Genomic DNA, 25,483 nt, shown 5'->3' with positions numbered 1-25,483 from the left:
GGAGGCCGGCACGCGGCCACACGATTCCGTTACGTCCACGCATCGCTCCGGGGTCGATGTATTGATCCGGCAACCCTTCCGTGACACCATCGGGGAAAGTCCCGCTAAATGAACAACAATGAAAAACACGCCCGGCTCCGCTCCCATCACCCTTGCGCTCGACAACGTCCTGCTGGACACCCGCCCGCGCCAGCTCGACGGTTGGCGCCGCGGCGGGACTGAATTCCTGTACTTCGGTTTCAAGAACGCGCGCGCCTGCCTGTTCGTCGGCCTGTTCTTCGCCGCCATGATGCTCACCCCGCGTACCGACCTGCTCGGCGTTCCGCGCTATGACGTGCTGCTGCTGGTGGCCCTCGCCATCCAATTGTGGATGGTGCGCTCCGGCCTGGAGACGATGGACGAACTGAAGGCGATCTGCCTGTTCCACGCGATCGGCTTCGCGCTCGAGGCCTTCAAGGTCTCGGGCGCCATCCAGTCCTGGGCCTATCCGGACTTCGCCCATACCAAGGTACTGGACGTGCCGCTGTTCTCGGGCTTCATGTACGCGGCCATCGGCAGCTACATCGTGCAGGCCTGGCGCCTGTTCGACCTGCGCATCCGCCACCATCCGCCGCACTGGATGGCGTGGACCATCGCGATCCTGATCTACCTGAACTTCTTCACCCACCATTACATCGGCGACTACCGCTGGTACCTGGCGGCGTGCGCGCTGGGCCTGTACTCGCGCACCATGGTGGTGTTCCGGCCGCTGGACCGGGACCGCAGGATGCCGCTGCTGCTCTCTTTCGTGCTGATCGGCTTCTTCATCTGGCTGGCCGAGAACATCGGCACCTTCTGGGGCGTGTGGCGCTACCCGAACCAGCTCGGCGCCTGGTCCGTCGTCCACGTGAGCAAGTGGAGCTCGTGGTCGCTGCTGGTGATCATGACCTTCACCATCGTCGCCAACCTCAAGCACATCAAGGAAAAGATCCACGTCGCGCGCGCCTGAGCGCAAGACGCAGGGCGGCTACCGACGCGCGCACCGCGCTGCTATCATGGGGCCGTGCGGTACGCTTGTGTCCGCATTGCGAAGGAATCACCATGAAAGGTCTTACCAGCATCGCCGCGCTTATTGCGGCCAAGTTCCTGGCAGCCCAGTTCCTGGCAGCCCCGCCCGTGGCAGCCCAGCCGGTACGCGCGGCCACCCCGGCCGTCCGGCCGCCCACCGAGTCTGCCGTCGCGGCCGGGAGCGAAACCCATGCGGCCTTCCTTGCGCTGGAACGGCAGCGCGCCAGTGCCATCCTGCGGCGCGACATCCCTGCCCTGCGCGCCCTGATGGACCGCCACTACTACCATGTGGACAGCCGCGGCCGTGCGCGCAGCAAGGCCGAACTGCTGAGCGCGCTGGAACGCGACGACTTCCGCTACCGCGTCTACGACATCGAATCGGCCGAGGTCCGGCTGCTCGACCGCGGCAGCGCGGCGGTGGTCACCGGCACTTTCCGCACCCAGCAGGCAAGCGGCGAGGCCAAGCCCTTCCGCGGGCGCTACGTGCGTGTGTGGACGCACCAGCCGGACGGCTGGAAAACCACCTTCAACCAGTCGACGGAGATCAGGCCGGCCCAGGCGGGCTGCCCCTGCGACTGACGCTGCCGGCTCCGGACCCGCAACCGTGCCGGGCGCTCAGGCGCCGGGGCCGGTCCAGCCGAAGCTGCCGGCTGCGCCGGCGAACAGCAGTTCGCCTGCGCCGCTGCCGCCCTCGTGCAGCAAGGCCTTGAGCTCGCGCAGCGGCAGCGTGTACGCGGCCCGCGCATCGGGCGCGATGTCCAGCGCCCGCACCCGGAGCTCGCCGCCGATCGCCAGCACCTCCACCGCGACCTCCCCGCCGTGCTGCGCACGCTGCGTTTCCAGCCGCGCCAGCACCTCCATGCCGGCGCCCTGCTCGGCCTCGATCTCCCTGGCTTCCTGCGACAGGGCCGACATCTGCTTGAGGGCCGGCGCCACGCCCGCCCCCAGTTTTTTGAACGCCGGCTGCTGCTCGGGCGTGAGCAGCAGCTCGCCCTTGCGCACGCGCCCGGCCAGCTTGACGTAGCTGGCCACGTCCGGCTGGCGCGCCACCTCCTGCATCGCGGCGCGGCGCTGCGCCGCCAGCCGGCCGAACTGGGCAATGCGCTCGCGGATCATCGCCATTGCCTGGTCGATGCGCGCGCAATCCGGGCGCAGCACGAACACGCGCATCTCGCTGTGCCCACGCGGCGCGGCATGGCCGATATGGACCCGCCTGGCCGCGATAGCGCAGCCTTCGGCCCGCGTGACCCGGACCGCGTCGGCAACGATGTCGCAATTGACCGCCTCCTCGACCGTCACCGCCGCTCCCGAGATCGTGCAGTTCTCGGCGCGCTGCAGGGTCACCTCGCCGTTCACGGACTGGATCGTGGCGCCGGCGGCCACGCCCAGCACGTGGATCGGGCCGTCGGCGTTGCGGACGCTGCCGCCCATCAGGTTGCGGCCCAGGCGCACCAGGCCGCCGCGCGAGGCGATGTGGCCGTAGACGTCGGCATGCACCGTGATGCTGCCGCCTTCGACGACACGGTTTTCCTGGACCTCGCCGAACTCCTCGTAGTCGCCTTCCAGCTGCAGGTTGCCTGTGGTGCGGGCGCTCACGCCCTCATGGCTGACGATCCTGTCGCCCACCGAGACCCGGGTGCCGCCGGGCTCGACCTGCAGGAAACCATCCTGCAGCGCGACCACGAACTCGCCGTCGCCCACGCGCTCCACCGCGGTGCCCGGCCCGCTCCATTGCGCCAGGTCGAGGTCCACGGGAAGCGCGGGCGCCAGCACGGTGCCGGACAGGTCGACGCCCGGCTTGCCGGCCACGGGCGCGCACTTGCGCAGCAGCCGCGTGCCGCGCTGGACCTGGGGAAAACGGTTCTGGAAGCGCATCAGGTCGAGCTTGCCGTTGGCGAGCTGGCGTGGCGCATCGCTGCGGTGCAGGTCGTTCGAGACCTCGACCACGCGCGCATCCTCGCCCGGGCACGGCGCGAGCTGGCGCGCGACCACGATGCGCCCGGTGGCCCGGCTCGCGATGGCGCCCCGCACCGCCTCGACATCCAGGCCGAAACGGATGCCCTTCACCCACATGTCGGCGATGAATTCGTCGAGGTCGAGCAGGACCGGCTGCTCGACGCCATCGGGGCCGGGAACGAACACCGGCTCGAAGTAATACTCGGCCTGGCCGTCGGCGATCCTGATTGCACGGTACAGGGCGCGGCGCGCCGGCGGGAACGGCAGGATGTCGTCGGCCAGGCGCACGACGGCCTCGCCGCGCGCAGCGCGCGGGCGTCCGGACCCATGGCCGTACAGCGCCCTGGTCAGCGCGGCATGGTCGAGGCTGGCGAAATACCGGTTCTGTAACAGGATGGCGTCGATGGCCGCCAGCAGCACCGGCCTGGGCGCCGTCGCGTCCGCATGGACGCCATCGGCCTGGCGGACAATGCATTGCGCGGACGCGGGGCCGGAGGCGGAAGCGCGTGCCGGCAAGGCCTGGGCGGTGGGTGCTGCGGAATTGGACACGGTCACACTCGCTTCGGTGATTCGGAAGTGAGCGCTACCATAGCATGTTGCAAATAAAAATGACATATTGCAACGAAAATTCCTGGTGCACCAGGCCCGAGGAGCGCCCGCCAATGAAAACGGCGCCCGCAGGCGCCGTCGTTCTACCAGCCGCCGCTCAGCGGCGGCGGGCGTTCGGATACAGGTCCATGCCCGCTTCGTTGATCTGGCGCCGCAGGTCGCGGCGCTCGTCCGGCGTCATGCGCCCGCCCCGGCGTTCCTCGCGGGCGCGCTCCTGCTGCTGCATCTCGACGGCGCGGCGCTGCTCTTCGCGCATCTGCATCTCGTAGGCGCGCTGGTCGATGCGCGGTTCCTGCGCGCGGGCATCGTAACGTTCGCGCATTTGCTGCTGCTGGACCTCTTCGCGACGCGGACCGCGGTCCTGCCCTTGTGCCATTGCACCGAGAGCGGTACCCGCCAGCACGCAGGCGACGATCCCGCTGCGCACGAGACGTGCCAGCCGTTCGCCGGTTGGTGCCTGGGTTTTGATAAACGCGTCGTTCATGGTGTTCCTCTTCCGCGATGCCATATAAACAGATAAGCTGTGATGACCACTTGCCGCCAGTGTATGTGCATACCGCCCAGGGTGTAAGCCTGATTGGGTAAAGTTTGTAACACAATGTAATGGCTGAGGCAGTTGGACGAGATGTCTAAGCGATAAGACGTTACCATAGCGACATTCATCTGACAATTTCTGGAAGCACTATGAACGCGACGACGAACAACACGGGTAATACCGGCACACCCGGCGCCCAGGGCGGGCATTCCGCGAAGATCATGGTCGTGGACGACGACGTGCGCCTGCGCGACCTGCTGCGCCGCTACCTCACCGAACAGGGGTTCCAGGTCGTGACCGCCGAGAGCGCGCCGGCCATGAACAAGCTGTGGCTGCGCGAGCGCTACGACCTGCTGGTGCTCGACCTGATGCTGCCGGGCGAAGACGGCCTGTCGATCTGCCGCCGCCTGCGCGGCGCCGGCGACCAGACCCCGATCATCATGCTGACCGCCAAGGGCGAGGACGTGGACCGCATCGTCGGCCTCGAGATGGGCGCCGACGACTACCTGCCCAAGCCCTTCAACCCGCGCGAACTGGTGGCCCGCATCGGGGCCGTCCTGCGCCGCAAGGGCCCGGACGAGATCCCGGGCGCGCCGAGCGAGACGCCGCAGACCTTCGAGTTCGGCGACTTCGTGCTCGACCTGGGTACGCGCACGCTCAAGAAGAACGGCGAGACGGTGCCGCTGACCACCGGCGAGTTCTCGGTGCTGAAGGTGTTCGCGCGCCATGCGCGCCAGCCGCTGTCGCGCGAGAAGCTGATGGAACTGGCGCGCGGGCGCGAGTACGAGGTCTTCGACCGCTCGCTCGACGTGCAGATCTCGCGCCTGCGCAAGCTGATCGAGCCGGACCCGTCGAGCCCGCTGTACATCCAGACCGTATGGGGGCTGGGCTACGTGTTCATCCCTGAAGGACAGCCGCGCTAGTGTTCGCCCCGCTTTCCGCGGCGCGGCGCGCCGCACGCTTCGCCTGGTTCAAGAGCGGCCTGTTCTGGCGCACCTTCCTGCTGATGTCGGCGCTCACCGCGGCCTCGATGGGCTCGTGGATCGGCATGATCAGCGTGTTCCAGCGCGGGCCGCAAATCGAACAGACCGCCCAGCTGGTCAATTCCGTCGTCACCCTCACCAAGGCGGCACTGATCCATTCGGCCCCGGAGCAGCGGCGCGAACTGCTGTTCGAACTGGTGTCGAACGAAGGCATCCGCATCTTCACGCTGAACGAGGACGACATCGTCGAGCCGCCACCGGACAATCCCTTGATGCCCGAGATCGCAGCCATGGTGCGCGAGCGCCTGGGCCAGCAGACGCGCTTTTCCAGCGGCGTGAACGGGGTGCCGGGTTTCTACATCAGCTTCAGCATCGAGGGGGACGAATACTGGCTGATGCTCGAACGCGAGCGCCTGGCCGGCCTGTCGGGCGTGCAGTGGCTGGGCTGGGCCACGCTGGTGGGCCTGCTGTCCCTGATCGGGGCGGCGCTGATCTCCTCGCTCGTCAACCGGCCGCTGGCGCGTTTGACCGCCGCCGCGCGCGCCATCGCCAAGGGCGAGCGGCCCGCGCCGCTGCCGGAGAAAGGCTCGCAGGAGATCATCGAGGCCAACCGCAGCTTCAACCAGATGGTCGAAGACCTGGCGCAAGTCGAGAAGGACCGCGCCGTGATCCTGGCCGGCATTTCGCACGATCTGCGCACGCCGCTGGCGCGCATGCAACTGGAGGTCGAGATGGCCAACCTGCCGCAGGACGCGCGCGAAGGCATGCAGTCGGACATCAACCAGATGGACGCGATCATCGGCCAGTTCCTCGACTTCGCCAAGCCGACCGACGCCGCGACCTTCACCGCCGTCAACCTGTCCGAGATGCTGGCCGACGTCGGCCGCGAAGCGGGCCGCATCCGCGACCTGCGCGTGCGGATCGACCTGATGCCGGGCGTGCACGTGATGGGCAATGCGACCGACCTGCGGCGCGTGGTCAACAACATCATCGAGAACGCGCGCAAGTACGGCAAGACCCCGGGCCAGGACCTCACCGAGATCGACATCGTGCTGCGCGTGAAAGCGACCGGCCACGGGCGGCGCGCCGTGATCGAACTGTGCGACCATGGCGTGGGCGTGCCGGAAGACCAGATCGGCCAGCTGCTCAAGCCCTTCACGCGCCTCGACAGCGCGCGCGGCCAGGCCAACGGCGCCGGCCTGGGCCTGGCGATCGTCGAGCGTGTGCTCACGCGCCACGGCGCCGAACTCACGGTGAGCAACCGCCAGGGCGGCGGCCTGCTGGTGCAGATCGCCCTGCCGCTGGCAGGCTGACCGCGCCGCGGGAACGTGGTCCACCTGCTTTCCTCCCTCCTGCGCGGCCTCGGCCGCAACTTGCTGCTGTTCGCGGCCATCCTGCTCGTGCTCGCCTCGGGCCACTGGCTGCGCGGCGAGTGGGCAAATGTCCAGCGCATCGTCGGCGAACTGCCGTCGCTGCAGCGCGCGCAGGCCGACCTGGAGCGGCGCCAGGCCGCCATGGCGGCCACGCTCGCGCGCGAGCTCGAGCAGCTCTCCGGCGCGGGCATGCAGCGCATCGATGCCAGGATCCGCAGCGTCGATGACGAAATGGCCCGCCTGCGGCAGGAGGACGAGCGGGAACGAATGCAGCTCCTGTCCGCGGCGCTCGCGGGCGGCAACGCCTTGCCGGAACAGTTGGCCCGGTCGGCCACGCGCAAGGTCGAGCTCGAGCTGCGCGGCCAGGAAAAGGCCCACCTGCTCGGCCTGCGTGCGCGGGCCGAGGTCCTGGTCAACCGCCAGGCAGCACTCGACAGGCTCGATCTGCTGCGGCGCGAACACGCGGCAGCCTACGCGGCGCTGCAGGACCAGCTGAAACGCCGCGCCCAGGCCGAAGCGGCCGCGGGACCGTGGGCGAAGCTGTTCTTCACCCCCTCGTACCGGCAGCTGCAGGTGCTCGATGCCCAGGCCAGGGCCCTGCGGGCCCGGAACGACCGGGCGCACAAGGCCTTCCTGGCCCAGCAGGCCCTGCTGCGGCAACTGCCGTCCGCGCCCGCCCTGGGCGCGTTCCAGGTCGACCAGGCGCGCCTCGCCGCCGCCGCCGCGCCGCTGCGCGAGCGGCTCCACCTGGTCGAGGAACTGGCGGCGCGGAACCAGGCCTGGCGCGCCTGGCAGGTGCTGCGCCCGCTGCTGCCGGTGGCGCTGGCGCTGCTGCTTGCATGGTGGCTCGTTCCCGCGCTGATGCGCGCGCTGTTCTACTTCGTGCTGGCCCCGCTGGCCGCGCGCAGGCCGCCCATCGTGATCGACCCGGGCCGGACGGGCTTTGCGGCGCCGCCGGTCCCTGGCAACCGTGACGGCGCGCGCATCTCCTCGGTATCGCAGCAGGTCGCGCTGGCGCCCGGGGACGAGCTGCGCATCCGTCCGGATTACTGCCAGAGCCAGCCCGCCGGCGCCCGCATCGCCACCCGCCTGCTGTTCGACTGGCGCCGTCCGCTGACCAGCCTCGCCGCGCGCCTGTGGATGCTCAAGCGCCTGCGCGCCACCGAGGCGCTCGACGTCGTGGTGTCGTCCACGGGCGATGCGCTCGACGAGGTCGCCCTGCTGGAGCTGGCCGCGGGCCAGGCCTTCGTGCTCCAGCCGCGCGCGCTGGTCGGGGTCGTGGTCAAGGCCGGACAGCGGCCGCTCATCCGCAGCCACTGGCGCCTGGGAACGCTGCACGCCTGGCTCACGCTGCAACTGCGTTACCTGGCCTTCGAGGGTCCGGCCACGCTGGTGGTCAAGGGATGCCGCGGCGTGCGGTTCGAGCTTGCGGGCAGCGGCGCCGGCCGGACCGTCAGCCAGGAGGCGAGCCTGGGCTTTTCCGTCGACACCCGTTACGCCACCGTGCGCGCCGAGCCCTTCATTCCCTACCTGCTGGGCAGGCAGCCCCTGCTGCACGACAGGTTCGCCGGCGAGCAGGCCTGCTTCCTGTACGAAGAGGTGCCGCGCAACGCACGGCCGGGCCGCCGCAGGAACAACCCGCTGGACGTGCTGCTCGATGCCGGACTGAAGGCCTTCGGCATCTGAGTACTCGCTAAGTACTCGCCCCGAAACAAGTCAGGCTTCCTGCCGGAACGCCGGCGCCGGCACCGGCCTGGCCAGCGCTTCCCTGCCCCCGAAGGTTTCCGGCATGTCGTAGCGCAGGCCCGCGGCCTGCCAGCGGCGCAGGAACTCCTCGATCACGTCCGGATGGCTGCCCAGGTGCAGGCGCACATACGGCACCGGCGCCGTCTGGTTGAACAGCGAGGCCGAGACCAGGGTGCCGGTGGCGAAGAACAGGTCGTCGCGGAAGCGGTCGATGCCGCCGTGCGCATCCTGGTACACCTTGGGGATCTCGATCAGCATGTACGAGGTCGACGGGCCGACGCACAGGCCTGCGTCCGTCCATCCCATGTGCTCCTTCAGGCGCGCGCGCACCAGTTCCTTCTGGCGGGTGTAGAACAGGCCGGTCTCGATGGTCCAGTCGGCCGCTTCCGGCGTGGCCAGCCAGGCGCACATCAGTTCCGCGTTGTGGGTATTGGTGTGGTAGCGGTTGATCCACGATTCGCGGCTCAGGCCTCGCAGCATCTTCGGCGAGGTGGTGATGGCCGCGACACCCATCGTATTGCAGGAGAACTGCTTGCCGAAAGGCCGCGTGGCGACCCAGCGCTCGAACATGCCGGAGCGCGCCAGCTCGTTGTCGCCGCCATTGCGGTCGAAGGCGTCGAGCAGCGCCTTCAGGTGGTTGACGACCGGCGCGCGCGGGTCGTGCACGCAGTAATAGGCGTCGTCGAGCAGCAGGAAGCCGCCCTGGGCGGCGCACAGCTCCAGCAGGTAGTGCGTCACGTCCACCGGCCATTGCATGCCGGTCGGGTTGTGTTGCGGGTTGGTCACGGCCATGGCGACATGGCGGCTGCCGTCGGCGACCGTCTCGCGCACGATCGCGTCCCACTGGCGCAGGTCCGGCAGCCAGCCGTTCTTCGGGCCCAGCGGCAGGAACACGACCTCGAAGCCGACATCCCTGAAGATGCCGCGGTAGTCCCATGCCGGCGTCGGCACCAGCGCCACCGGCGTCTTGCCGGGGTAGTGCTCCTGCGCGTGGCGCAGCGCGACCTTGGCCATGTCGTACATGGCCATCCGGGTCGTCATCGCCAGGCAGCCGACATCGATGTCCAGGCCGGGTGCCGGCTTGCGCCCGCCGAGGTGGTGCTCGTTGACGATCAGGCGGCGCATGAAATTGCGGTGGCGCTGGATGCCGTAGCCCGACTCGGCATACCCCATGTCGCTGCGCTGGAACTGGAAGGCGTTGATGAACTCCAGGAATTTGGGGCTGACGCCGTTCCAATGTTCGCCCTTGACGGCATACAGCGCCGGCCCGTGCGGCGCCCCGGCCTGCATGTACTCGTGGTACAGCACCTGCTCCGGCGAACACTGGCGCATTTCTTCCGAGTCGTTCTGGAGGTGCTCGGCCGCGGCCTTGATGTGGCTGCGAAGGTGCGGGGTATGGGTCGGGACCGTGGGGCGTTCGAGGGCTTGATTCAGCTGGGTCATCAGGATGTCTCCCTAAGGTGTCGCATATGGACTTGGCGGATGTATACAGTTTTCGCCGTGGAGCAATGGCCGAAAAACTCCGCGCAGTCTAATTAGTTGCCGTAGAGACAGTCGCACGATTGAATGCGGCCCTTAAAACCATGCATCAGGCATGAAACAGGCGCTTCCACGCCTATTTCAGGCTTGCAAACGCCTCTTCGATGCCGGGATAGCGGAACACGAAGCCTTCGCCCTCCAGGCGCCGCGGCGCGACGCGCTGCCCTTCGAGCAGCAGGTCGGCCTGCTCGCCCAGTGCCAGGCGCACCGGCCAGCCAGGCGTCGGGATGAAGCAGGGACGGCGCCAGATGCCTGCGGCCGTCCGGCTGAATGCCGCCTGGGTGACGCATTCCGGGGCGGTGAAATTGGTCGCGCCCCGGCGGTCCGGTGACGCGCCATCGAGCGAATGCGCGAGCGCATGGCGCCAGCGGTGCGCCATGCCGCGCACGACATCGTCCACGTGGATCCAGGACAGCCACTGCCGTCCGCTCCCCAGCCTGCCGCCAAGGCCCAGCAGGATCGGCAGCAGCATCGCGGGCAGCGCGCCGCCCCTGCCTACGACCAGGCCGAAGCGCATGCATTCCACCTGCACGCCGTACCGCGCGGCCTCGCCCGCCGCTTCTTCCCATTCACGGCACAGGTCCGACATGAACATCGCTTGCGGCGGCGACGTTTCGTCGAGCACCGACCCGTCTCCGATACGCTGGATGCCGTAGTAGCCGATCGCGGAGGCGTTCAACAGCAGGAAGGGCTTGTGCCGGGCCCCGGCGATCCAGGCGACGAGCCGGCGCGTGAGCCCGATGCGGCTGCGGCGCAGGGCCGCCTTGCGCGCCGCGGTCCAGCGCGGACCGAGGATGCGCGCGCCGGCCAGGTTGACGACGACGTCGACACGGCAGCCGGCCGGCAGCGCGTCCATCGCGGCGATGCAGCGCACCTTGCCGTCGAACAGGCGCGCCGCCTCCTCGGGCTGCCGGCTCAGGGCGATCACTTCGTGGCCGTCGCGCAGCAGCGCACGCACCAGGTGCTGGCCGATGAAGCCGGTGGCGCCGGTGACGAGGACGGTGCGCGCCTGCGTGTCGAAGGACAGGTCCGGCGCGGCGCCGTCCTCCGTCCCGATGCGCTTGCGCCGCATGGCGGCGAGTACCTCGGCCAGGCCGGACAGGCGGACTCCGTGTGAAGCGGCGTGTGCCGCGGTGTTCATGGCTTCTCCTTGCCGGCCGGGAGGAAGCGCGCCACCTGCCCGCCCATCCTGAGCATGCGCTGCAGCGTCTGCGGCGGCAGGTGCTGGAAATCCTGGAAGCTGGCGCTGAGCATCTCGAGGAACTCCAGCACGGTCTGCATGCGCGCCAGCGTGGCCGCGTCGAGCTCCTTGTCGTCTTCGCCTTCGATGGCGCATTCGCGCAGCACCGTCAGCGTGGGATCGATCTCGCGCCGCTTGCGCTCTTCCAGGATGACCCGGAAGATTTCCCATACGTCCTGCAAGGCCTGGAAATGGTCGCGCCGGTCGCCCAGCACATGGCTGACGCGCACCAGCTTCCAGCTCTGCAGTTCCTTCAGGCTGTTGCTGACATTGGAGCGGGCCACGCCGAGCGTTTCGACGATGTCCTCGGCGGTGAGGGGCCGCTCGGACAGGTAGAGCAGCGCATGGATCTGGGCGACGGTCCGGTTGACGCCCCAACGGGTTCCCATCTCTCCCCAATGGAGGACGAATTTCTGCGCGGTCGGGCTCAGGCTCATGATTTCCCTTATTTCTGTTAATACAGAAATTAGAGAATAAAATGAACAACAGGTCAAGCGAATCCTCGAAGGGCATTGCGTCGCGCAGGCAGCGTTCGGCCGGGCGCCGGCATTCCCTGCGGGCGGCGGCACCGCAGCTTCGCCATACTGTCGCCTTTCGACTTTCGGGAGCCCGCCATGACCGCTACCACCGCCCTCTCCTACCGTGACGTGGCACTGGCCCGGACGTGATCGCCGGCCAGGGCACCGCGGCCAAGGAGCTGTTCGAGGAAACCGGCAACGACGGCCTGTCGCGCTTTGCCGAACTGGTCCAGGGCGCGGCGGCCCGGCTGGTGGCAGAGCAGCCGCAAGCGTAAGGCTGAGAGATTCTGCGGTCCAGGCCGTGTGGGGGTGAGGCAGCGAACAGAAGCTTGTAAAATTGACACGGACAATGGAAGCTCCAGTCAAGGAGCCGACCATGAAACGTCATCTCTCTCTCAGCATCCTGCTCGCGGTCCTGGCCGCGCCTGCGGCATACGCCGGGTCGAACATCGTCAAGTGTGTCGACGGCGCCGGCCGCATCACCCTCACCGACCAGGCTTGCGACGCGGGCGCCACGATGGTGCGCCTGGCCAATACGCCGGCGGACGAAGGCATCACCCGTGTCCAGCCCTATCCGCTCGCCACCGAGCAGGGCGCCCTGCCGCCGCCGGCCGTGCAGCGCCGCCCGGCCGCGCCCCGTGCCACGACCAGGCCGATGACGCGCGACGTCACCACGCTCAAGGCGGCGCGTGCGCAGTTCCTGCTGGGGGATGCGGCGGGTGGGAGGCAGACGCTGGCGACGCTGGATTGAATCTGGCGCAACGCCAGCCCTTTTGAAATGGGGCTCCCGCCTTCGCGGGAACGACGGATCAGCTTGCAGTGGCAGGAGCCGATTCGCAGGCCGCGCCTTCGACAGGTCATTCCCGCGCAGGCGGAATCCAGTTTTGCGTGCGCTGCCCGGCCGCTTGAGAGCGCCTAACAAGACCTTCAGGGCAAGGCGCAGCGCCGAAGACAGTACGCCTGTGCGTCGAGGCGATGCAACGCAGTCATGGAGGTTTTGTTAGGCGCTCAATGCACGTCATGCAGGCGCGTCACGCTCGCCAGGTGCGGCTGCAGCGGCGTGCAGATCTCGCGCAGCACCTCCAGCACGTCCGCGTCGGTGATGAAGTCGGCCGACGAGCGGGCTTGCAGCAAGCGCTCCGGCGGCAGCGAACGCGCCACCGCCCAGCCCTGCACGTAGTCGACGCCGATCTCGGCCAGGGTCTGCACGGTGGCCGCATCTTCGGCCCACTCGGCGATCGTCTTCATGCCCAGGTTCACCGCCAGGCTGACGATCGCTTCCACGATCGCGACGTTGGCCGGGTGCGCGTTGATGTTGACGATGAAGTTGCCGTCGATCTTCAGCACGTCGGCCGGCAATTCCTTCAGGTAGGAGAACGAGGTATAGCCCGCGCCGAAGTCGTCCAGTGCCACCTTCACGCCGAAGCTGCGCACCTGGTCGATGAAGCGGCGCGTGTTGTCGAGGTCGTGGAGCGCGACGCTTTCCGTGATCTCGAGGCACAGGCGGCTCGCCACATGCACGTAGCGGCTCAGGATATCGAAGGTGTCCTGCACGAAGCGCTCGTCGTTGAGCGAGGCTCCCGACAGGTTCATGCACACGAAGCGGGTATTGCCCAGCTGGGCCACGTTGTCGGCGATCCACGCCAGCGTCGTCGATAGCACCCAGCGGTCGATCATGCTGGCGCGCCCGCTCTTCTCGGCGGCGGAGATCACGGCGCCGGCCGGCACCACGCGGCCGTCCGGCTCGCGCATGCGCAGCAGCACCTCGAAGTTCAGCGAGTCGTGCGGGTTCTTCAGCGACATGATCGGCTGCATTTCCAGCAGCAGGCAGTCGGTCGCGTTCGGGCCCGACAGGCGCGCCACCATGTCGAGCTCGGCCGCGCGCTGGCGGAAGGCTTCGGCGCCGCGCTCGTACACCACCAGCCCCTCGCCGGCACCCAGCTTGGCTTCGCGGCAGGCGCGGTCGGCGGTGGAAACCGCATCCTTCATGGCAATGCCCGGCGTGACTTCGATCAGGCCGACCGAGCCGCGCACGTGGAAGGCCTTGTCGCCCACCCGGTACGGCGTGTTGCCGAGACGGTCCACGATGCCGCGGCAGATGATCGATGCCAGCGGGATCGCCGTCTCCGGCATCAGGATCACGAATTCGTCGCCGCCGACGCGGCCGATCTGCTGGCCGCCCGCCAGCATGGTGGCCATGCGCTCGCACACCTGCTTGAGCACTTCGTCGCCGGCTGCATGGCCGAACAGGTCGTTGATCAGCTTGAAGCGGTCGAGGTCGACATAGGCCAGCGCCATCGGCTTGCCGTTCGCCAGGCCGTTCGCGGCCAGCGCGAACTCGCGCTCGATGCCACGCCGGTTGTAGACCTTGGTCAGCGGGTCGTTGTTGGCCATGAATTGCAACTGCTGGGTGGCCTTGTGCTTTTCGGTGGTGTCCTGCAGCACGCCTTCGATGCGGGCGCGCGCCAGGGTGGCGCTGACGAGGAAGCGCTGGGTGCCGTCGCGGCTGACCAGCTCCATCTCGGCCTCGGCCTGGGCGTGGACCTGCTCGTGCAGCGCGGTCCAGGTGCTTTCGGCGAAGAACTGGCGCCACGCGGTACGGCCGGGCACGAAACTGGAAATGCCCAGCATCTTCTGCAGGGCCGGGTTGACACTCAGGAAGTGGCCGACCATGTCGAGCGTGAACAGGCCCACCGGCATCGCCTGGTAGGCGTGCTCCAGCTCCTGCTGGGCCGCCTCGCGCTGCTCGGTTTCGCTGCGCATCTGCTCGGCCACCGCCAGCGCGGCCAGCAGGCTCGAGGCCAGGGCGGCGGTGACGCTGTTGATGACGCCGAGCAGCTCGCGCATGCCGAGCGCGGCCGAGGCGACTTCGGCGATGGTGGCCAGGAAGCTCACCACGAACGAGGCGGCAAACCAGGAAGCGACGCGGTTGCGGGACTCGGCGATGATCTTGAACAGGCCGATCGTCATCACCGAGAAGCAGCAGGTGCAGATAAGCCACAGCAGCGGCAGGTACATCCCGTACGGCAGCAGGAGCGCCGCGGCCAGCATCGGCAGGCACAGCCATTGCATGATGCGAAAGGGCAACACGTAGCGCAGCGCCGCGATATTGTCCTTCAACAGCGCCTGGTACAGGGTCAGGGTGGCGATGCCGTACAGCGTGATCGTCACCGAGCGGCTGCGCAGCAGCCAGTCGGAGGGAATGGTCTGGCCCAGCCATTGGATATCCCACCCGGCCGACAGTGCGCCCACGCGCAGGTTCAGGATCAGCCAGCCGGCGAACATGACGTACACGGGCTGGCGGTTGATCAGGGCCGTGATCAGCACGAACAGCGCCAGCACCACCATGCCGCCGTCGAGCAGGCCCGACTTGCGGTGGTACTGCTCGACCGACAGCGCATACTGGTCCGCCGGCCACTGCAGCACCGACAGGCGGGCCGGGCCGGCGAAGCTGGCACGGCACAGCAGTTCGGCCGGCAGCGGCGCCAGCTTCAGCGCAAAGCCGGCCTTCGAGGCTTCGATGACGCCGGTGGTGGCCGCGCGCGTGGCCTTGCCGAGGGGAGCCAGGCTGCCGGCATCCCAGCAGGCAACGTCGAGGGCGTGGCGCGACGGGAACTCGACCACCTGGCTGCCTGCGCGCGGCATCGGTTCGAAGGCGAACCAGACCGGGGCCTCCGACAGGTGGGTGTCATGACCGGTATCCAGGGGAGACGCCTTGGCGCGTGCCAGCGCGGCGGCCGGGCTCAGGCTGGCTTCCTGCTGCACCGTGACGTGCATCGACAACGGCACGTCGCCGGTCGTGCGGTATTGGTCGTGCCAGAAAACGAGGGCGATGAGGGAAACGAGGCCGATTCCGAGCGGAATCAAGTAATAGGCGAACAGCTTCAACACCCGTTCCACGGCCGCGTGTGCAGCGACCGGAAAAGAAAAACGACGTTGGGGTGCTGGATTGGACATAAGCGATATCAATGCGATCGAAAGCTTCCTGTGGTACAGGCGGAAGCGTCAAAGCGCAAGGATACCGCTTTACAGTAGTGCAGTCATGCAATATTTGTCAGGCCGCGGCGAATTCGCGCGCCTGCAACGTTGGGTATTCCATAACTTTTCCTCGCGTGCGCGCGATCAGCGGCGGGACGGCCGGGCCGACATCGATATCGGGATGGTGGGTGTTGAAGAAGAAGTTCAGCAACGGATGGCGCGCCTCGGTGTAACGCTGCTCGAAGCTGGCAATTTCGAATGCCATCACACGGTGGGGAATATTACCGACGTGACGCAAGGGCACCGTTCCCTGCTCCGGGAACACGTCCTTGAACAGCATCTGCTCGTACTGGCGGTCGACCGGCGGGCGGCCCGTGGCTACCGAATAATCGATGGCGTTGTCTTCGCAATACATGAAACATGCCTTGATCAGTGCCACTTTGACCATACGGCCGACACGTCCCTCGTCGATGCCGAGGCGGGTCGCCTCGACCAGGCGGCGGCCCTGCAGCCAGTCCGGCAGGACGACCGACTCTTCCACGCCGAGCGGACGAAACAGGTTGGTACGGATGCGGGTGCTGCCGAGCGGCGAGCCGTCGAGCTTGGATTCGGCGAGCAGCACGATGGTGTCGCCCTCATAGTCGGCCGCCTCCGGCTGCGCCAGCGACCGTGCAAAGTCGGGCACGTGGCGCGCATAGGCGGCGTGGCGGATCTGCACTGCCTTGAGCAGGTCCGCTTCGGTTTCGACCCGGCGGATGGTAAACGGCAGGCGTTCGGCTGCGCGACCCGCCGCACGTGCTTCACGTGTGGCACGTGCCGGAACTGCTGGGATGGAAACGGCTGGGTCGAACAACGACATGAGGTACTCCTTGGGGTTGAATGAGTGAAACAGAATTTGTCCTGAACAAATTATCATTCCGTTCACTATCAACCGAATTGCTGAGGAGGAGTACTTTTTGCCCTCTATTTTTCCTACAAGAATGCAAGAATTGTCCTACACACTCCTTGCGCAAACGTAACAATCTGGTAACAATTCCGAACTACCCAATTCACATATGCAGGGTGGATAAATCACCTTCGCCGCAATGGCCGTGCACCGTTTTTCTCGTCATGCGCGGCGCATGGATTTCACATCTTGCGTGCAGTTCCCGACACCCGGATCGAGCCGCCGGGCTCTTGGCCGATCTCTGCCGTCAAGCGCGAGCGCATCCCCATGTCCTCGCCCTGCACGACGTCGATGCGACCGCCGTGCGGCCAGCCGATGTCGCGCAGGTAGCCGGCCAGCGCGGCCGTGCCGGCGCCGGTGGCCGGGTCTTCGTAGACGCCGCCGGACGCGAACGGATTACGGGTATGGAACAGCCGAGGCGTCTCGGCCCAGGCGAACACGATCGTCACGATCCCGTGCGCGTGCATGAAGCGGCGCCCGGCGTCGAGCTCGTACGCCATGCGCGCCAGCGCGGCACGGCTGTTCAACGCCACCACGAGGTGGTCCGCCCCGCCATGGGCCAGCGCCGGCGCGATGCGTTCGTCGAGGTCGGCGCGGGTGTAGCCGAACAGCGCCAGCGCGGCATCGGCCAAGTCGCCTGGCGCCGGCTGGCTGCGGGTAGGTGGCGACTGCAGCGCCGCGGCCACCCTGGCGCCGTCGGCACGGCCCTCGACCGTGATCGCCGCGGCATTGAGCGCCAGGTCGAATCGGCCCTCGCCGAAGCGACCGGCCAGCGCCGCGCCCAGGGCGATGGTGGCGTGGCCGCAAAAGGGTACTTCGGACTCAGGCGCGAAATAGCGCACGCGCCAGGCCCGGTTTTGCTCCTGCCCTCTTCCCTGCCCCTGCGGCGCGGCGAAGGCGGTTTCCGAGAAGCCGACGGCCCGCGCCAGGCGCTGCATCTCGGCGGCGTCGGGCAAGGCGTCCCCGATCCAGACGCCTGCCGGGTTGCCGCCCACGTCACCATCCGAAAAAGCGGCGATGCGCAGGATCGCGTTGTCGTTCATGGCGGGTTCCTTATATATATGATCATGGTTGGGAAAGCGCCATCATAATCCCAGTCGGGAAACTCGTCGGTCAGCATCCGGGCCGGCCGGACGCGTACGCCGGTGCCGCCGCTCGGTCGCCGGTCCGCGCCGCCGCTTCGAGCGCGGCGATGTCGCCGCCGCGGATCAGGTTGACGTGCTCGCCGATCCACTCGACGGGCCGGTCCCACCAGGCCAGTGCCAGCAGCCGCTGCACGCTGTCCGCGTCGAAGCGCTGCCGAACGACGCACGCCGGGTTTCCGCCCACGATCGCATAGGGCGGCACGTCCGACGCAACCACGGAGCGTGCCGCAATGATGGCCCCGTCGCCAATCGTCACCCCGGGCATGATCAATGCGTCGTAGCCGATCCAGACGTCGTTGCCGACGACCGTGTCGCCCTTGTACGGGAACTCGCTGTCGGCCGGCCGTCCATGCTCCCACCCGTTGCCGAAGATGAAGAACGGATAGGTCGACACGCCGTTCATCTGGTGGTTTGCGCCGTTCATGATGAACTTCACCCCGCGCGCGATCGCGCAGAATTTCCCGATGCGCAAGCGGTCGCCGACGAACGGGAAGTGGTACAAGACGTTGTTCTCGAAGTTGTGCGCGCCGTCCGGGTCATCGTAATAGGTGAAATCGCCGACCTCGATGTTCGGCCGGGTGATGACGTTCTTCAGGAAGCAGACTTGCGGGAAGCCCGGCATGGGAAAGGGTGTGCCTGGATCGGGACCGTGCATGGGTTTTTCCTGTTGATTTTTTTACAGGCGATAATGTACCGCACACCCGAGGCAGGCCGCCCGGCCCGCGCCCGGCCCATTAGCGATCGAGCACGTCCTGCAGGCGGCGCGCCAGGAAGTCCACCAGCGCCGCCACCCGTGGCGCCAGCGCCCCCTGCTTGTAGAACACCGCCCACACCGGCTGCGTCCAGGGCAGCGTCACGTCTTCCAGCACCGGCACCAGCCGCCCTGCCGCGACGTCCGCGCGCGACAGGAAATCCGACAGCGAGGCAATGCCGGCGCCGGCCAGCGCCAGGTGGCGTACCGTTTCGCCGCTCGATGCCGTCACCGCCGGCGTCACGGTCCAGCCTTCCCCGCCTGCATGCACCAGGGGCCAGGTGTTGAGCGAGGCCGGCGCCGTGAAGCCGAGCGTGCGGTGCGCCTTCAGCGCCGCGGCTTCCTGCGGCGCACCGTGCCGCGCCAGGTACGCCGGGGCGGCCAGCACGCGCAGGCGCGACACGCCCAGCCGGCGCGCGTTCAGCGTCGAATCGGGCAGCGCGCCGATGCGGATCGCCAGGTCGGCGCGTTCCTCGATCAGGTCGACGTAGGTCTCGCCGCTGACCAGCTCCAGCTGCACCAGCGGATAGGCTTCCAGGAAGTCCGGCACCAGCGGCGCCAGCAGGTGGTCCAGCGCCGGCGTGGCCGCATTGACCCGCACCAGTCCGGATGGCTGGGAGCGCCGCGCGGCGGCTTCCAGCTCCGTGTTGGCGAGATCGGCCAGCAGGCTGCGCGCCCGCCCCAGCAGCCAGCTCCCCTCTTCCGTCAGTTGCAGACGCCGGGTGGTGCGATGCATCAGCGTCATGCCCAGCTGCTCCTCGAGCCGCGAGATGGTGCGCGACACGCCCGACGGCGTTTGCCCGAGCCGCTCGGCGGCGGCCGAGAACGAGCCGGCATCCATGACCGCAGAAAATACAATCAAGGCTCCAACATCGATCATTTGTGACTCCACGTCAAAAGTAAATTGTACGGCAAGGCATTTTTCCCTGCCGGCCGGACGGGCACACTGCCGGTTCTGCATCAATCCACGAGCAACGGCCTACAAGGAGAACACCATGCCACTCGCACTCTGGGCGCTGACACTGAGCGCCTTCGCCATCGGGACGACCGAATTCGTGATCGTCGGCCTGATCCCCACCATCGCCGCCAGCCTCGGGGTGTCGGTGCCGTCCGCCGGCCTGCTGGTGAGCCTGTACGCGCTCGGCGTCGCCATCGGCGCGCCGGTGCTGACCGCACTGACCGGCCGCGTGCCGCGCAAGCCGTTGCTGCTGGGCCTGATGGCCCTGTTCACCCTCGGGAACCTGGTCGCCTTCATGGCGCCGAACTACGCCGCGCTGATGGCAGCGCGCGTGCTCACGGGCCTGGCGCACGGCGTGTTCTTCTCGATCGGCTCGACCATCGCCACCAGCCTGGTGGCGAAGGAAAAGGCCGCCAGCGCCATCGCACTGATGTTCACCGGCCTGACCGTGGCCCTGGTGACCGGTGTGCCGCTCGGGACCTTCATCGGCCAGCACTTCGGCTGGCAGGCGACCTTCCTGGCCGTGTCGCTGCTTGGCGTGGCGGCCATGATCGGCAGCTGGATCCTCGTCCCCGGCAATATCGCCGGCAGCAAACCTTCCGGCCTGCTCACCCAGCTGGCCGTATTGAAGAAACCGCGCCTGCTGCTGGTGTACGCCATCACCACGCTGGGCTACGGCGGCTCCTTCATCGCCTTCACCTACCTGGCGCCGATCCTGCAGGAAGTCTCGGGCTTCGCCGCCTCCAGTGTCGGCCTGGTGATGCTGGTGTACGGCGTCTCGGTGGCGGCCGGGAACATCTGGGGCGGCCGGCTGGCCGACCGCATGGGCCCGCTGCCGGCGCTGCAGCGCGTATTCGCCCTGCTCGCCCTCGTGCTGCTGGCCCTGGGCTTCACCGCGCCCGACAAGGCGCTGGTGCTGGCCACCGTGCTGGCCTGGGGCGCGGTCGCCTTCGGCAACGTGCCGGGACTGCAGGTCTACGTGGTGCAGCGCGCCGGACGCGACGCCCCGCATGCGGTCGATGTCGCTTCCGGCCTGAACATCGCGGCCTTCAATGTCGGCATCGCACTGGGCGCGTGGGGCGGCGGGATCATCGTCGCGAAGCTCGGGTTGATGGCGACGCCATGGATCGGCGCGCTGATCGTGCTCGGCGCCCTCGCCCTCACCACCCTTGCCCGCTGGCAGGACCGGCGCGACGCCGCCCCGGTCCAGGCCACGCCCCGCACCGCCGTCACGCACTGACACTGAAACCGAAACTGAAAGGACACATCATGCACATGCCGCAACTTGGCCTCGGCACCTTCCGCCTGCAGGGCCAGCAGGCCATCGACTCGGTCCGCAACGGCCTGGAGCTCGGCTACCGCCACATCGACACCGCCCAAATCTACGGCAACGAAGAAGAAGTCGGCACGGCGCTGGCCGCTGCCGGGGTCCCCCGCGACGAGGTCTTCGTCACCACCAAGGTCTGGACCGCGCACCTTGCCGGCAATCTGCTGGTTCCGAGCCTGAAGGAGAGCCTGCGCAAGCTGCGCCTCGAGCGGGTGGACCTGGCGCTGATCCACTGGCCCTCGCCCGGCGCCGCGGTGCCGGTGGCCGAATCGATGCAGGCCTTGCTGGCCGCGCGCGAGCAGGGTTTGACCGGGGCCATCGGCATCTCGAATTTCCCGATCGCGCTGATGCGCGAGGCCATCGATGCGGTGGGCGCCGCCAACATCGCCACCAACCAGGTCGAGCTGCATCCCTACCTGCAGAACCGCAGGCTGGCCGCGTTCGCCCGCGAGGCGGGCATCCACCTCACCGCCTACATGCCGCTCGCCTACGGCAAGGTGATGGAGGAGCCGGCCATCCAGGCCATCGCGACGCGCCTGGGCGCGACCGCGGCTCAGGTCACGCTGGCCTGGCTGCTCGGCAAGGGGTACGCGGCGATCCCGTCGTCGACGAAGCGCGCCAACCTCGCCGGCAACCTGGCAGCGCGCAGCCTCGTGCTGGCCCCCGGCGACATCGCCGCCATCGATGCCCTCGACAGCGGCGGGCGCATCGTCAGCCCGGATTTCGCCCCTGCCTGGGACCGGGGCTGAACTACTCGTCCAGCTCCGGATAGTGGCGGAAGATGCCGTTCTGGTTGAACGGGATGCGCCGGTCGGATGCGAGGTAGGCCGCGATGTTGGGGCGCGCCGCCACCCGGTCGCGCAAGCCGCCGAGCGCCGGGTACTCGCCTTCGAGCCGCTTCATGGCGTTCGGGAAGGCGTAGCGCAGGCCTTCGACCACCTGGAACAGCGACAGGTCGGCGTAGGTCGGCTTGTCGCCCACCAGCCAGTCGCGCGGCTCGGGGTTGGACAGGATCCGCGAGAAGTAGCCGAAGAACTTCGGCAGGCGCGTCTCGATGAAATCGGCGGCGCGCCGGATCGCTTCCGGCTTCTGGTCTTCGTAGTAGAGCGAGGTGGCGATCGGGTGGTGGGTATCGTGGATCTCGGCCACGAGGTCGGCAATGGTCAGCTGCAGCTGGTGCGTCCACAGCCGCCCCGGATCGGTACGCGGCGCCAGCGCGTGCTGTTCGCCAAGGTACAGCAGGATATTGGCCACCTGCCCGATGGTGAGCTCGCCCGCGCGCAGAAAGGGCGGCGCGAACGAGGGATGGGCTTCGGTGTCGAGCGCGGACAGCAGCAGGTCCATCCCGCCCTCGCGGCGCGCGACGTCCACATACTCGGCCGCGGCTTCCTCGAGGGCCAGCCGGACGAATTCCCCACGGCCCTGGATACCGGGCCAGTAAAAAAGTTCATACACCATCTCGCTCCTCCCGTTCGCGTTCGGTCTGGCGCAATTATCAGTGATGAATCGGAAGCGTGTCGCCGCACAAACATGATAGTCTTGTAGTGCCTGCCGGGCGAAAACAATAAGTCACTATTATCCGAGAGAGAGACAACATGACCGCACCGTTCGCCGTTGCTTCCTTTTCCATTGCTTCTTTTTCCACTGCTTCCTTTTCTCTCCCACTCCTGCATCCGGGCAGTAGCTAGCATTCGGCACACTTGCGTGGCAGAATGAGGTTTCTGCTGCGCAATCTCGCCATGCTTCACATGGCGGGACTCGAAGATAAAGACAGTGGCGCCGCCGTGGCGCCAGGAACTTTACGCTGAATGGAGCGTTCTCATGATTGTCGCTCACCTGACCAAAAGTTGGCGTGCCCGCCGAGGCCAGTACACGTCCGCCTCGTGGATGCTCAGCATCGCGCGCAGCCTGCGCGTGCTGCGCTACTGGCGCGAGCACCAGGCCCTCTGCCGTCTCGACCTGGTGCGCCGCTTCGTCGCGGCGGCGCCCCACGACGACCTGTTCCACCACCTGAGCCACCGCAGCTACCTGTCCACCGACCTGAGCGCGCGCCAGCGGGTGCAATGCGTACTGTCGCACTACCGCTTCGAAGACGCCACCTTCGGCAATGCCTACCACCAGGCCGTCTATGGCGGCGGCGGCCTCACGCTGTGGCAACACCCGTCGCAGGACGAAAACGGCGAACACCTGTTCGTCATGCGCCTCGAGATGGCCACGCGCGGCGACGCCGAGGGCGACCTCACCCTGTCGCTGGTCGCCGACGGCAAGTACCTGCACCGCCTGTCCTACACCTGGGTGGATGGCCAGCTGGCCGGTGTCGACCTGCCGATCGTGCCGTTCGTCACCCGCAACCAGGGGCGCTGGACCGACTCCGGCGCGGCCTTCGACGCCTTCGAGGCAGCCTTCCCCAACAATTCGCCGAGCTTCTTCTGCTTCGCCGCCATGCAGGGCATCGCCCAGGCGCTGGGCATCGACCAGGTGGTGGCCATCAAGTGCACATCGCACATCGCCTACAACCCGCTCGACGTCAAGCACTTCGAGAACGCCTACGACGGCTTCTGGAAGATCCTGGGCGGAGTCGAGATGCCGGGCCGCAGCTACCTGATCCGCCTGCCCTTCTACCTCAAGCCGCTGGCCGACATGCCGTCCAAGCATCGCAAGCGCGCCGCCCAGCGCCGCGAGTTCTGGCGCGCCATCGGCGATTCCACCCGCACCACGATGCTGCGGCACATGGTGCCGGCAGCGAGCAGGCAGGCGCGCACCGTGGCCGAGCCGGCGACGGCCGAAGCCTGACCCACTGGCCGGCAGCGCGCACGGCACCTGCGCCTCTGGGCCATGGCTGCGCAAGCTGCGCCTGCTGCTGCGGGTGCCCCAATCTCTTGCGCGCCAGGAGGCCTGGCCGAGCATGGCAACCCCTCTCCTTGAATTGGACAGCGGGGTAGCGTACCAGCGCAGATTGGATGCTTGCGCATGCATTCGATTATGATGGCGAGCCATGCTCATCAGGTCTTACACTTCAGTCGAAAGCCGAACGCATTGAACTTCCCCTCCAGGTCCGCCCTGCCGCTGTTTACCGCTTGCGCCTGCGCCGTCATCGCGCTTGCCTGCCTGTCGGGCTGGGCATCCGGGATCGAGCATCTCACCTCGGTATTCCGGGGCTTTCCGGCCATGGTCCCCATGACTGCGGGAATGACCCTGCTGGCCTGCTGCGCGCTGGTCCTGCGCCAGTCAGGCGCCGGAAAACATGCCGGCTTGCTGCCGGCGCTGGCGCTCATGGCGGCAGCGCTCATGATCCTGCTGGCGTACGCCGTGCAGCCGCTCGGTTGGCTCCCGGACCTGATGGCAGGACGCGGCGGCTGGAGACTGTCGTCTCCGATCACGGCGGCGGCTTTCCTGGTACTCGGCGCCAGCCTGGGGGCGCTACCCTACCCGCGCCACGTGCATCGCTCGCAATGGCTTGCGCTGGGCGTGCTGTTCCTGGCGCTGCTGACGCTTGCAGGCTACCTGTTCCGGGACACCTTTCTTTATCACTCATTGCCGGGTACCGGCACCTCGATCCTGACGGTCGTGGCGCTCATCCTGCTTTCGATCGGCTCCCTGGCGACGCGTTTCTCCGAAGGCATCATGGCGGCTGTCACGGGTCACGCTCCCTCGGCCCAGATTGCACGGCGACTGCTCCTGGCGGCAATTATCCTGCCGGTCCTGCTGGGTACCATCATCTGGATTGCGTTGCACTTCGACGCGGTGGACATCGATACCGGGATTGCCCTGCTCGTCTGGGGGATCGCGGTGCTGATCATCGTCGTCACCTGGCATGGGGCCGTGCGCCTGAACCGTGCCGACGTGGCGCGCCGCGAGGCCGAGCGGGCGCTCGAGGACGCATTGGCCTCCTTGCGCGAGGCCGACGCCCACAAAGACCATTTCCTGGCGGTGCTCGGGCATGAGTTGCGCAACCCCCTGGCCCCGATCCGGGCCGCCGCCGACCTGCTGCGGCTCCCTTCGGGTGTCGATGCGTCACAGCAGCGCCGTACCGGCGACATCATTGCACGACAAGTGGAAGCCATGACCCATCTCGTCGACGACCTGCTCGACATGTCGCGCGTGCGGCAAGGCCTGATGACGACGGAGCGCGTCCCGGTCGACCTGTCCATGGTGGTCAACGACGCCCTGGAACAGGCCAGACCCGCGATCGCGCAGCGCCGCCACGGGCTGGCGACCGAGCTGCCCGACCGTCATCCGGTGGTGCTGGGTGACCACAAGCGGCTGGTGCAGGTCGTGGCGAACCTGTTGGCCAATGCGGCAAAATACACGCCCGAAGGCGGCCGCATCGTGCTGGCGCTGCACGCGGGGCCGCACCAGGCCCGGATCGAGGTCAGCGACAATGGTATCGGCATCGAAGCTGCGCTGCTGGAGCACGTGTTCGATTCGTTCGCCCAGGTGACGCGCAGCCCCGGCCGTACCGGGGGCGGCCTGGGTATCGGTCTTGCACTGGTCAAGAGCCTGGTCGAGCTGCATGGCGGCAGCGTGGCCGCACACAGCGCGGGACTGGGCCAGGGCAGCACGTTCCAGGTGACCCTTCCGCTCGTGCAACAAGACCCGGAGCGCAAGCCGTAAGTCCCTGCACAGGCGGGCTCGTCGCTGCATCGCCCCCGCACCCATCATTGCCACATTCACCACGTCCGTCCGGGACCGTGGTACACTGCCGCCTCGCTAGGGGTCCTGGTGCGCGCTTCACGCTGCGCTGCCGGGTGAGAGATACCCTCCGTACCTGATCTGGATAATGCCAGCGAAGGAAAGCGCAACGCAGTTCCCATTCTTGTTTGCCCTTCCCC

General features: G+C 67.6%; 22 protein-coding genes and 1 riboswitch. Of the genes, 11 read left to right on the top strand and 11 right to left on the bottom strand.

Translation table 11 applies throughout. The annotated features are described in order from the left end of the window. Positions 1-118: 118 nt before the first annotated feature. Both ACFFJK_RS00190 and ACFFJK_RS00185 read left to right on the top strand, forming a co-directional pair. Positions 119-988: a DUF817 domain-containing protein gene (locus ACFFJK_RS00190; RefSeq protein WP_379677061.1), complete on the top strand. Its 870-nt coding sequence runs from the start codon at positions 119-121 to the stop codon at positions 986-988. A 92-nt stretch (positions 989-1,080) separates the two neighbouring features. Next, positions 1,081-1,626: a nuclear transport factor 2 family protein gene (locus ACFFJK_RS00185; protein ID WP_379677060.1), complete on the top strand. Its 546-nt coding sequence runs from the start codon at positions 1,081-1,083 to the stop codon at positions 1,624-1,626. Between the two features lie 36 nt (positions 1,627-1,662). Here the strand turns inward: ACFFJK_RS00185 and ACFFJK_RS00180 are convergent, their stop codons facing one another. Beyond that, positions 1,663-3,552 (bottom strand): flagellar assembly protein A, encoded by a 1,890-nt coding sequence (locus ACFFJK_RS00180; RefSeq protein WP_379677059.1) that lies wholly within the window; start codon positions 3,550-3,552, stop codon positions 1,663-1,665. A 157-nt stretch (positions 3,553-3,709) separates the two neighbouring features. Continuing rightward, positions 3,710-4,096 carry a hypothetical protein gene (locus ACFFJK_RS00175; RefSeq protein ID WP_379677058.1) on the bottom strand — a complete coding sequence of 129 codons (387 nt, stop codon included), beginning with the start codon at positions 4,094-4,096 and terminating at the stop codon, positions 3,710-3,712. A gap of 272 nt (positions 4,097-4,368) precedes the next feature. On the opposite strand from ACFFJK_RS00175, the gene ompR reads away from it, so the two are divergent. The 3 genes from ompR to ACFFJK_RS00160 are packed head-to-tail and all read left to right on the top strand — an operon-like array spanning position 4,369 to position 8,189. Then, on the top strand, positions 4,369-5,070 hold the full coding sequence (ompR, locus tag ACFFJK_RS00170; protein WP_051306146.1) for an osmolarity response regulator transcription factor OmpR: 702 nt from the start codon (positions 4,369-4,371) through the stop codon (positions 5,068-5,070). Next, positions 5,070-6,443: a sensor histidine kinase family protein gene (locus ACFFJK_RS00165; protein ID WP_379677057.1), complete on the top strand. Its 1,374-nt coding sequence runs from the start codon at positions 5,070-5,072 to the stop codon at positions 6,441-6,443. Before ompR ends, ACFFJK_RS00165 begins: the two co-directional genes overlap by 1 nt. A gap of 15 nt (positions 6,444-6,458) precedes the next feature. Then, positions 6,459-8,189, top strand: coding sequence for a coiled-coil domain-containing protein (locus ACFFJK_RS00160; protein WP_379677056.1), 1,731 nt, complete (start codon positions 6,459-6,461; stop codon positions 8,187-8,189). A 30-nt stretch (positions 8,190-8,219) separates the two neighbouring features. Here ACFFJK_RS00160 and ACFFJK_RS00155 read toward each other — a convergent pair whose 3' ends face one another. From ACFFJK_RS00155 to ACFFJK_RS00145, 3 genes are all read right to left on the bottom strand, one after another. Continuing rightward, positions 8,220-9,692, bottom strand: coding sequence for a pyridoxal phosphate-dependent aminotransferase (locus tag ACFFJK_RS00155; RefSeq protein WP_379677055.1), 1,473 nt, complete (start codon positions 9,690-9,692; stop codon positions 8,220-8,222). 172 nt (positions 9,693-9,864) lie between these two features. Then, the gene (locus ACFFJK_RS00150; RefSeq protein WP_379677054.1) at positions 9,865-10,929 is read right to left on the bottom strand and encodes a TIGR01777 family oxidoreductase; all 1,065 of its coding nucleotides are present in this window, start codon (positions 10,927-10,929) and stop codon (positions 9,865-9,867) included. Beyond that, the gene (locus ACFFJK_RS00145) at positions 10,926-11,465 is read right to left on the bottom strand and encodes a GbsR/MarR family transcriptional regulator (RefSeq protein ID WP_379677053.1); all 540 of its coding nucleotides are present in this window, start codon (positions 11,463-11,465) and stop codon (positions 10,926-10,928) included. The genes ACFFJK_RS00150 and ACFFJK_RS00145 overlap by 4 nt, the downstream gene beginning before the upstream one ends. A gap of 227 nt (positions 11,466-11,692) precedes the next feature. Between ACFFJK_RS00145 and ACFFJK_RS00140 the strand changes: the two genes are divergently transcribed. Together ACFFJK_RS00140 and ACFFJK_RS00135 are read left to right on the top strand one after the other, a co-directional pair. Continuing rightward, entirely contained in the window at positions 11,693-11,821 is a 129-nt protein-coding gene (locus tag ACFFJK_RS00140) for a hypothetical protein (RefSeq protein WP_379677052.1), read from the top strand. 101 nt (positions 11,822-11,922) lie between these two features. Next, positions 11,923-12,297 (top strand): DUF4124 domain-containing protein, encoded by a 375-nt coding sequence (locus tag ACFFJK_RS00135; protein WP_379677051.1) that lies wholly within the window; start codon positions 11,923-11,925, stop codon positions 12,295-12,297. A gap of 257 nt (positions 12,298-12,554) precedes the next feature. Here ACFFJK_RS00135 and ACFFJK_RS00130 read toward each other — a convergent pair whose 3' ends face one another. From ACFFJK_RS00130 to ACFFJK_RS00110, 5 genes are all read right to left on the bottom strand, one after another. After that, positions 12,555-15,446 (bottom strand): EAL domain-containing protein, encoded by a 2,892-nt coding sequence (locus ACFFJK_RS00130; protein ID WP_379677050.1) that lies wholly within the window; start codon positions 15,444-15,446, stop codon positions 12,555-12,557. A gap of 154 nt (positions 15,447-15,600) precedes the next feature. Further along, entirely contained in the window at positions 15,601-16,383 is a 783-nt protein-coding gene (locus ACFFJK_RS00125) for an N-acyl amino acid synthase FeeM domain-containing protein (RefSeq protein ID WP_379677049.1), read from the bottom strand. Positions 16,384-16,652: 269 nt separating this feature from the next. Beyond that, complete coding sequence (locus tag ACFFJK_RS00120; protein ID WP_379677048.1) at positions 16,653-17,513, bottom strand: PhzF family protein; 861 nt, start codon at positions 17,511-17,513, stop codon at positions 16,653-16,655. A gap of 70 nt (positions 17,514-17,583) precedes the next feature. After that, positions 17,584-18,270: a Vat family streptogramin A O-acetyltransferase gene (locus tag ACFFJK_RS00115; RefSeq protein WP_379677047.1), complete on the bottom strand. Its 687-nt coding sequence runs from the start codon at positions 18,268-18,270 to the stop codon at positions 17,584-17,586. 79 nt (positions 18,271-18,349) lie between these two features. Beyond that, positions 18,350-19,246 carry a LysR family transcriptional regulator gene (locus ACFFJK_RS00110; RefSeq protein ID WP_379677046.1) on the bottom strand — a complete coding sequence of 299 codons (897 nt, stop codon included), beginning with the start codon at positions 19,244-19,246 and terminating at the stop codon, positions 18,350-18,352. A 115-nt stretch (positions 19,247-19,361) separates the two neighbouring features. On the opposite strand from ACFFJK_RS00110, the gene ACFFJK_RS00105 reads away from it, so the two are divergent. Both ACFFJK_RS00105 and dkgB read left to right on the top strand, forming a co-directional pair. Continuing rightward, positions 19,362-20,564, top strand: a complete 1,203-nt coding sequence (locus ACFFJK_RS00105; RefSeq protein WP_379677045.1) for an MFS transporter — start codon at positions 19,362-19,364, stop codon at positions 20,562-20,564. Positions 20,565-20,593: 29 nt separating this feature from the next. Then, the gene (gene dkgB / locus ACFFJK_RS00100; protein ID WP_379677044.1) at positions 20,594-21,400 is read left to right on the top strand and encodes a 2,5-didehydrogluconate reductase DkgB; all 807 of its coding nucleotides are present in this window, start codon (positions 20,594-20,596) and stop codon (positions 21,398-21,400) included. A gap of 1 nt (position 21,401) precedes the next feature. Here the strand turns inward: dkgB and ACFFJK_RS00095 are convergent, their stop codons facing one another. Further along, a complete protein-coding gene (locus tag ACFFJK_RS00095; protein WP_379677043.1) occupies positions 21,402-22,109 on the bottom strand; it encodes a glutathione S-transferase in 708 nt (235 codons plus the stop codon). Positions 22,110-22,472: 363 nt separating this feature from the next. Between ACFFJK_RS00095 and ACFFJK_RS00090 the strand changes: the two genes are divergently transcribed. Then, positions 22,473-23,444: a DUF535 family protein gene (locus ACFFJK_RS00090; protein ID WP_379677042.1), complete on the top strand. Its 972-nt coding sequence runs from the start codon at positions 22,473-22,475 to the stop codon at positions 23,442-23,444. Positions 23,445-23,687: 243 nt separating this feature from the next. Then, positions 23,688-25,265 (top strand): sensor histidine kinase, encoded by a 1,578-nt coding sequence (locus ACFFJK_RS00085; RefSeq protein ID WP_379677041.1) that lies wholly within the window; start codon positions 23,688-23,690, stop codon positions 25,263-25,265. A gap of 88 nt (positions 25,266-25,353) precedes the next feature. Next, positions 25,354-25,463, top strand: a riboswitch (TPP riboswitch). Positions 25,464-25,483 lie beyond the last annotated feature (20 nt).

It is taken from the genome of Massilia consociata (assembly GCF_042432755.1).
In the GTDB taxonomy this organism is placed as follows: domain Bacteria; phylum Pseudomonadota; class Gammaproteobacteria; order Burkholderiales; family Burkholderiaceae_D; genus Telluria; species Telluria consociata.
This window is presented reverse-complemented; position numbering and strand designations above follow the sequence as displayed.

Excerpts from the sequence above, each read along its gene's own strand:
- ACFFJK_RS00190 (WP_379677061.1), top strand. The coding sequence starts at position 119 with ATGAAAAACACGCCCGGCTCCGCTCCCATCACCCTTGCGCTCGACAAC.
- ACFFJK_RS00185 (WP_379677060.1), top strand. The coding sequence starts at position 1,081 with ATGAAAGGTCTTACCAGCATCGCCGCGCTTATTGCGGCCAAGTTCCTG.
- ACFFJK_RS00175 (WP_379677058.1), bottom strand. The coding sequence starts at position 4,096 with ATGAACGACGCGTTTATCAAAACCCAGGCACCAACCGGCGAACGGCTG.
- ompR (WP_051306146.1), top strand. The coding sequence starts at position 4,369 with ATGGTCGTGGACGACGACGTGCGCCTGCGCGACCTGCTGCGCCGCTAC.
- ACFFJK_RS00155 (WP_379677055.1), bottom strand. The coding sequence starts at position 9,692 with ATGACCCAGCTGAATCAAGCCCTCGAACGCCCCACGGTCCCGACCCAT.
- ACFFJK_RS00150 (WP_379677054.1), bottom strand. The coding sequence starts at position 10,929 with ATGAACACCGCGGCACACGCCGCTTCACACGGAGTCCGCCTGTCCGGC.
- ACFFJK_RS00145 (WP_379677053.1), bottom strand. The coding sequence starts at position 11,465 with ATGAGCCTGAGCCCGACCGCGCAGAAATTCGTCCTCCATTGGGGAGAG.
- ACFFJK_RS00135 (WP_379677051.1), top strand. The coding sequence starts at position 11,923 with ATGAAACGTCATCTCTCTCTCAGCATCCTGCTCGCGGTCCTGGCCGCG.
- ACFFJK_RS00125 (WP_379677049.1), bottom strand. The coding sequence starts at position 16,383 with ATGTCGTTGTTCGACCCAGCCGTTTCCATCCCAGCAGTTCCGGCACGT.
- ACFFJK_RS00120 (WP_379677048.1), bottom strand. The coding sequence starts at position 17,513 with ATGAACGACAACGCGATCCTGCGCATCGCCGCTTTTTCGGATGGTGAC.
- ACFFJK_RS00115 (WP_379677047.1), bottom strand. The coding sequence starts at position 18,270 with ATGCACGGTCCCGATCCAGGCACACCCTTTCCCATGCCGGGCTTCCCG.
- ACFFJK_RS00110 (WP_379677046.1), bottom strand. The coding sequence starts at position 19,246 with ATGATCGATGTTGGAGCCTTGATTGTATTTTCTGCGGTCATGGATGCC.
- ACFFJK_RS00105 (WP_379677045.1), top strand. The coding sequence starts at position 19,362 with ATGCCACTCGCACTCTGGGCGCTGACACTGAGCGCCTTCGCCATCGGG.
- dkgB (WP_379677044.1), top strand. The coding sequence starts at position 20,594 with ATGCACATGCCGCAACTTGGCCTCGGCACCTTCCGCCTGCAGGGCCAG.
- ACFFJK_RS00095 (WP_379677043.1), bottom strand. The coding sequence starts at position 22,109 with ATGGTGTATGAACTTTTTTACTGGCCCGGTATCCAGGGCCGTGGGGAA.
- ACFFJK_RS00090 (WP_379677042.1), top strand. The coding sequence starts at position 22,473 with ATGATTGTCGCTCACCTGACCAAAAGTTGGCGTGCCCGCCGAGGCCAG.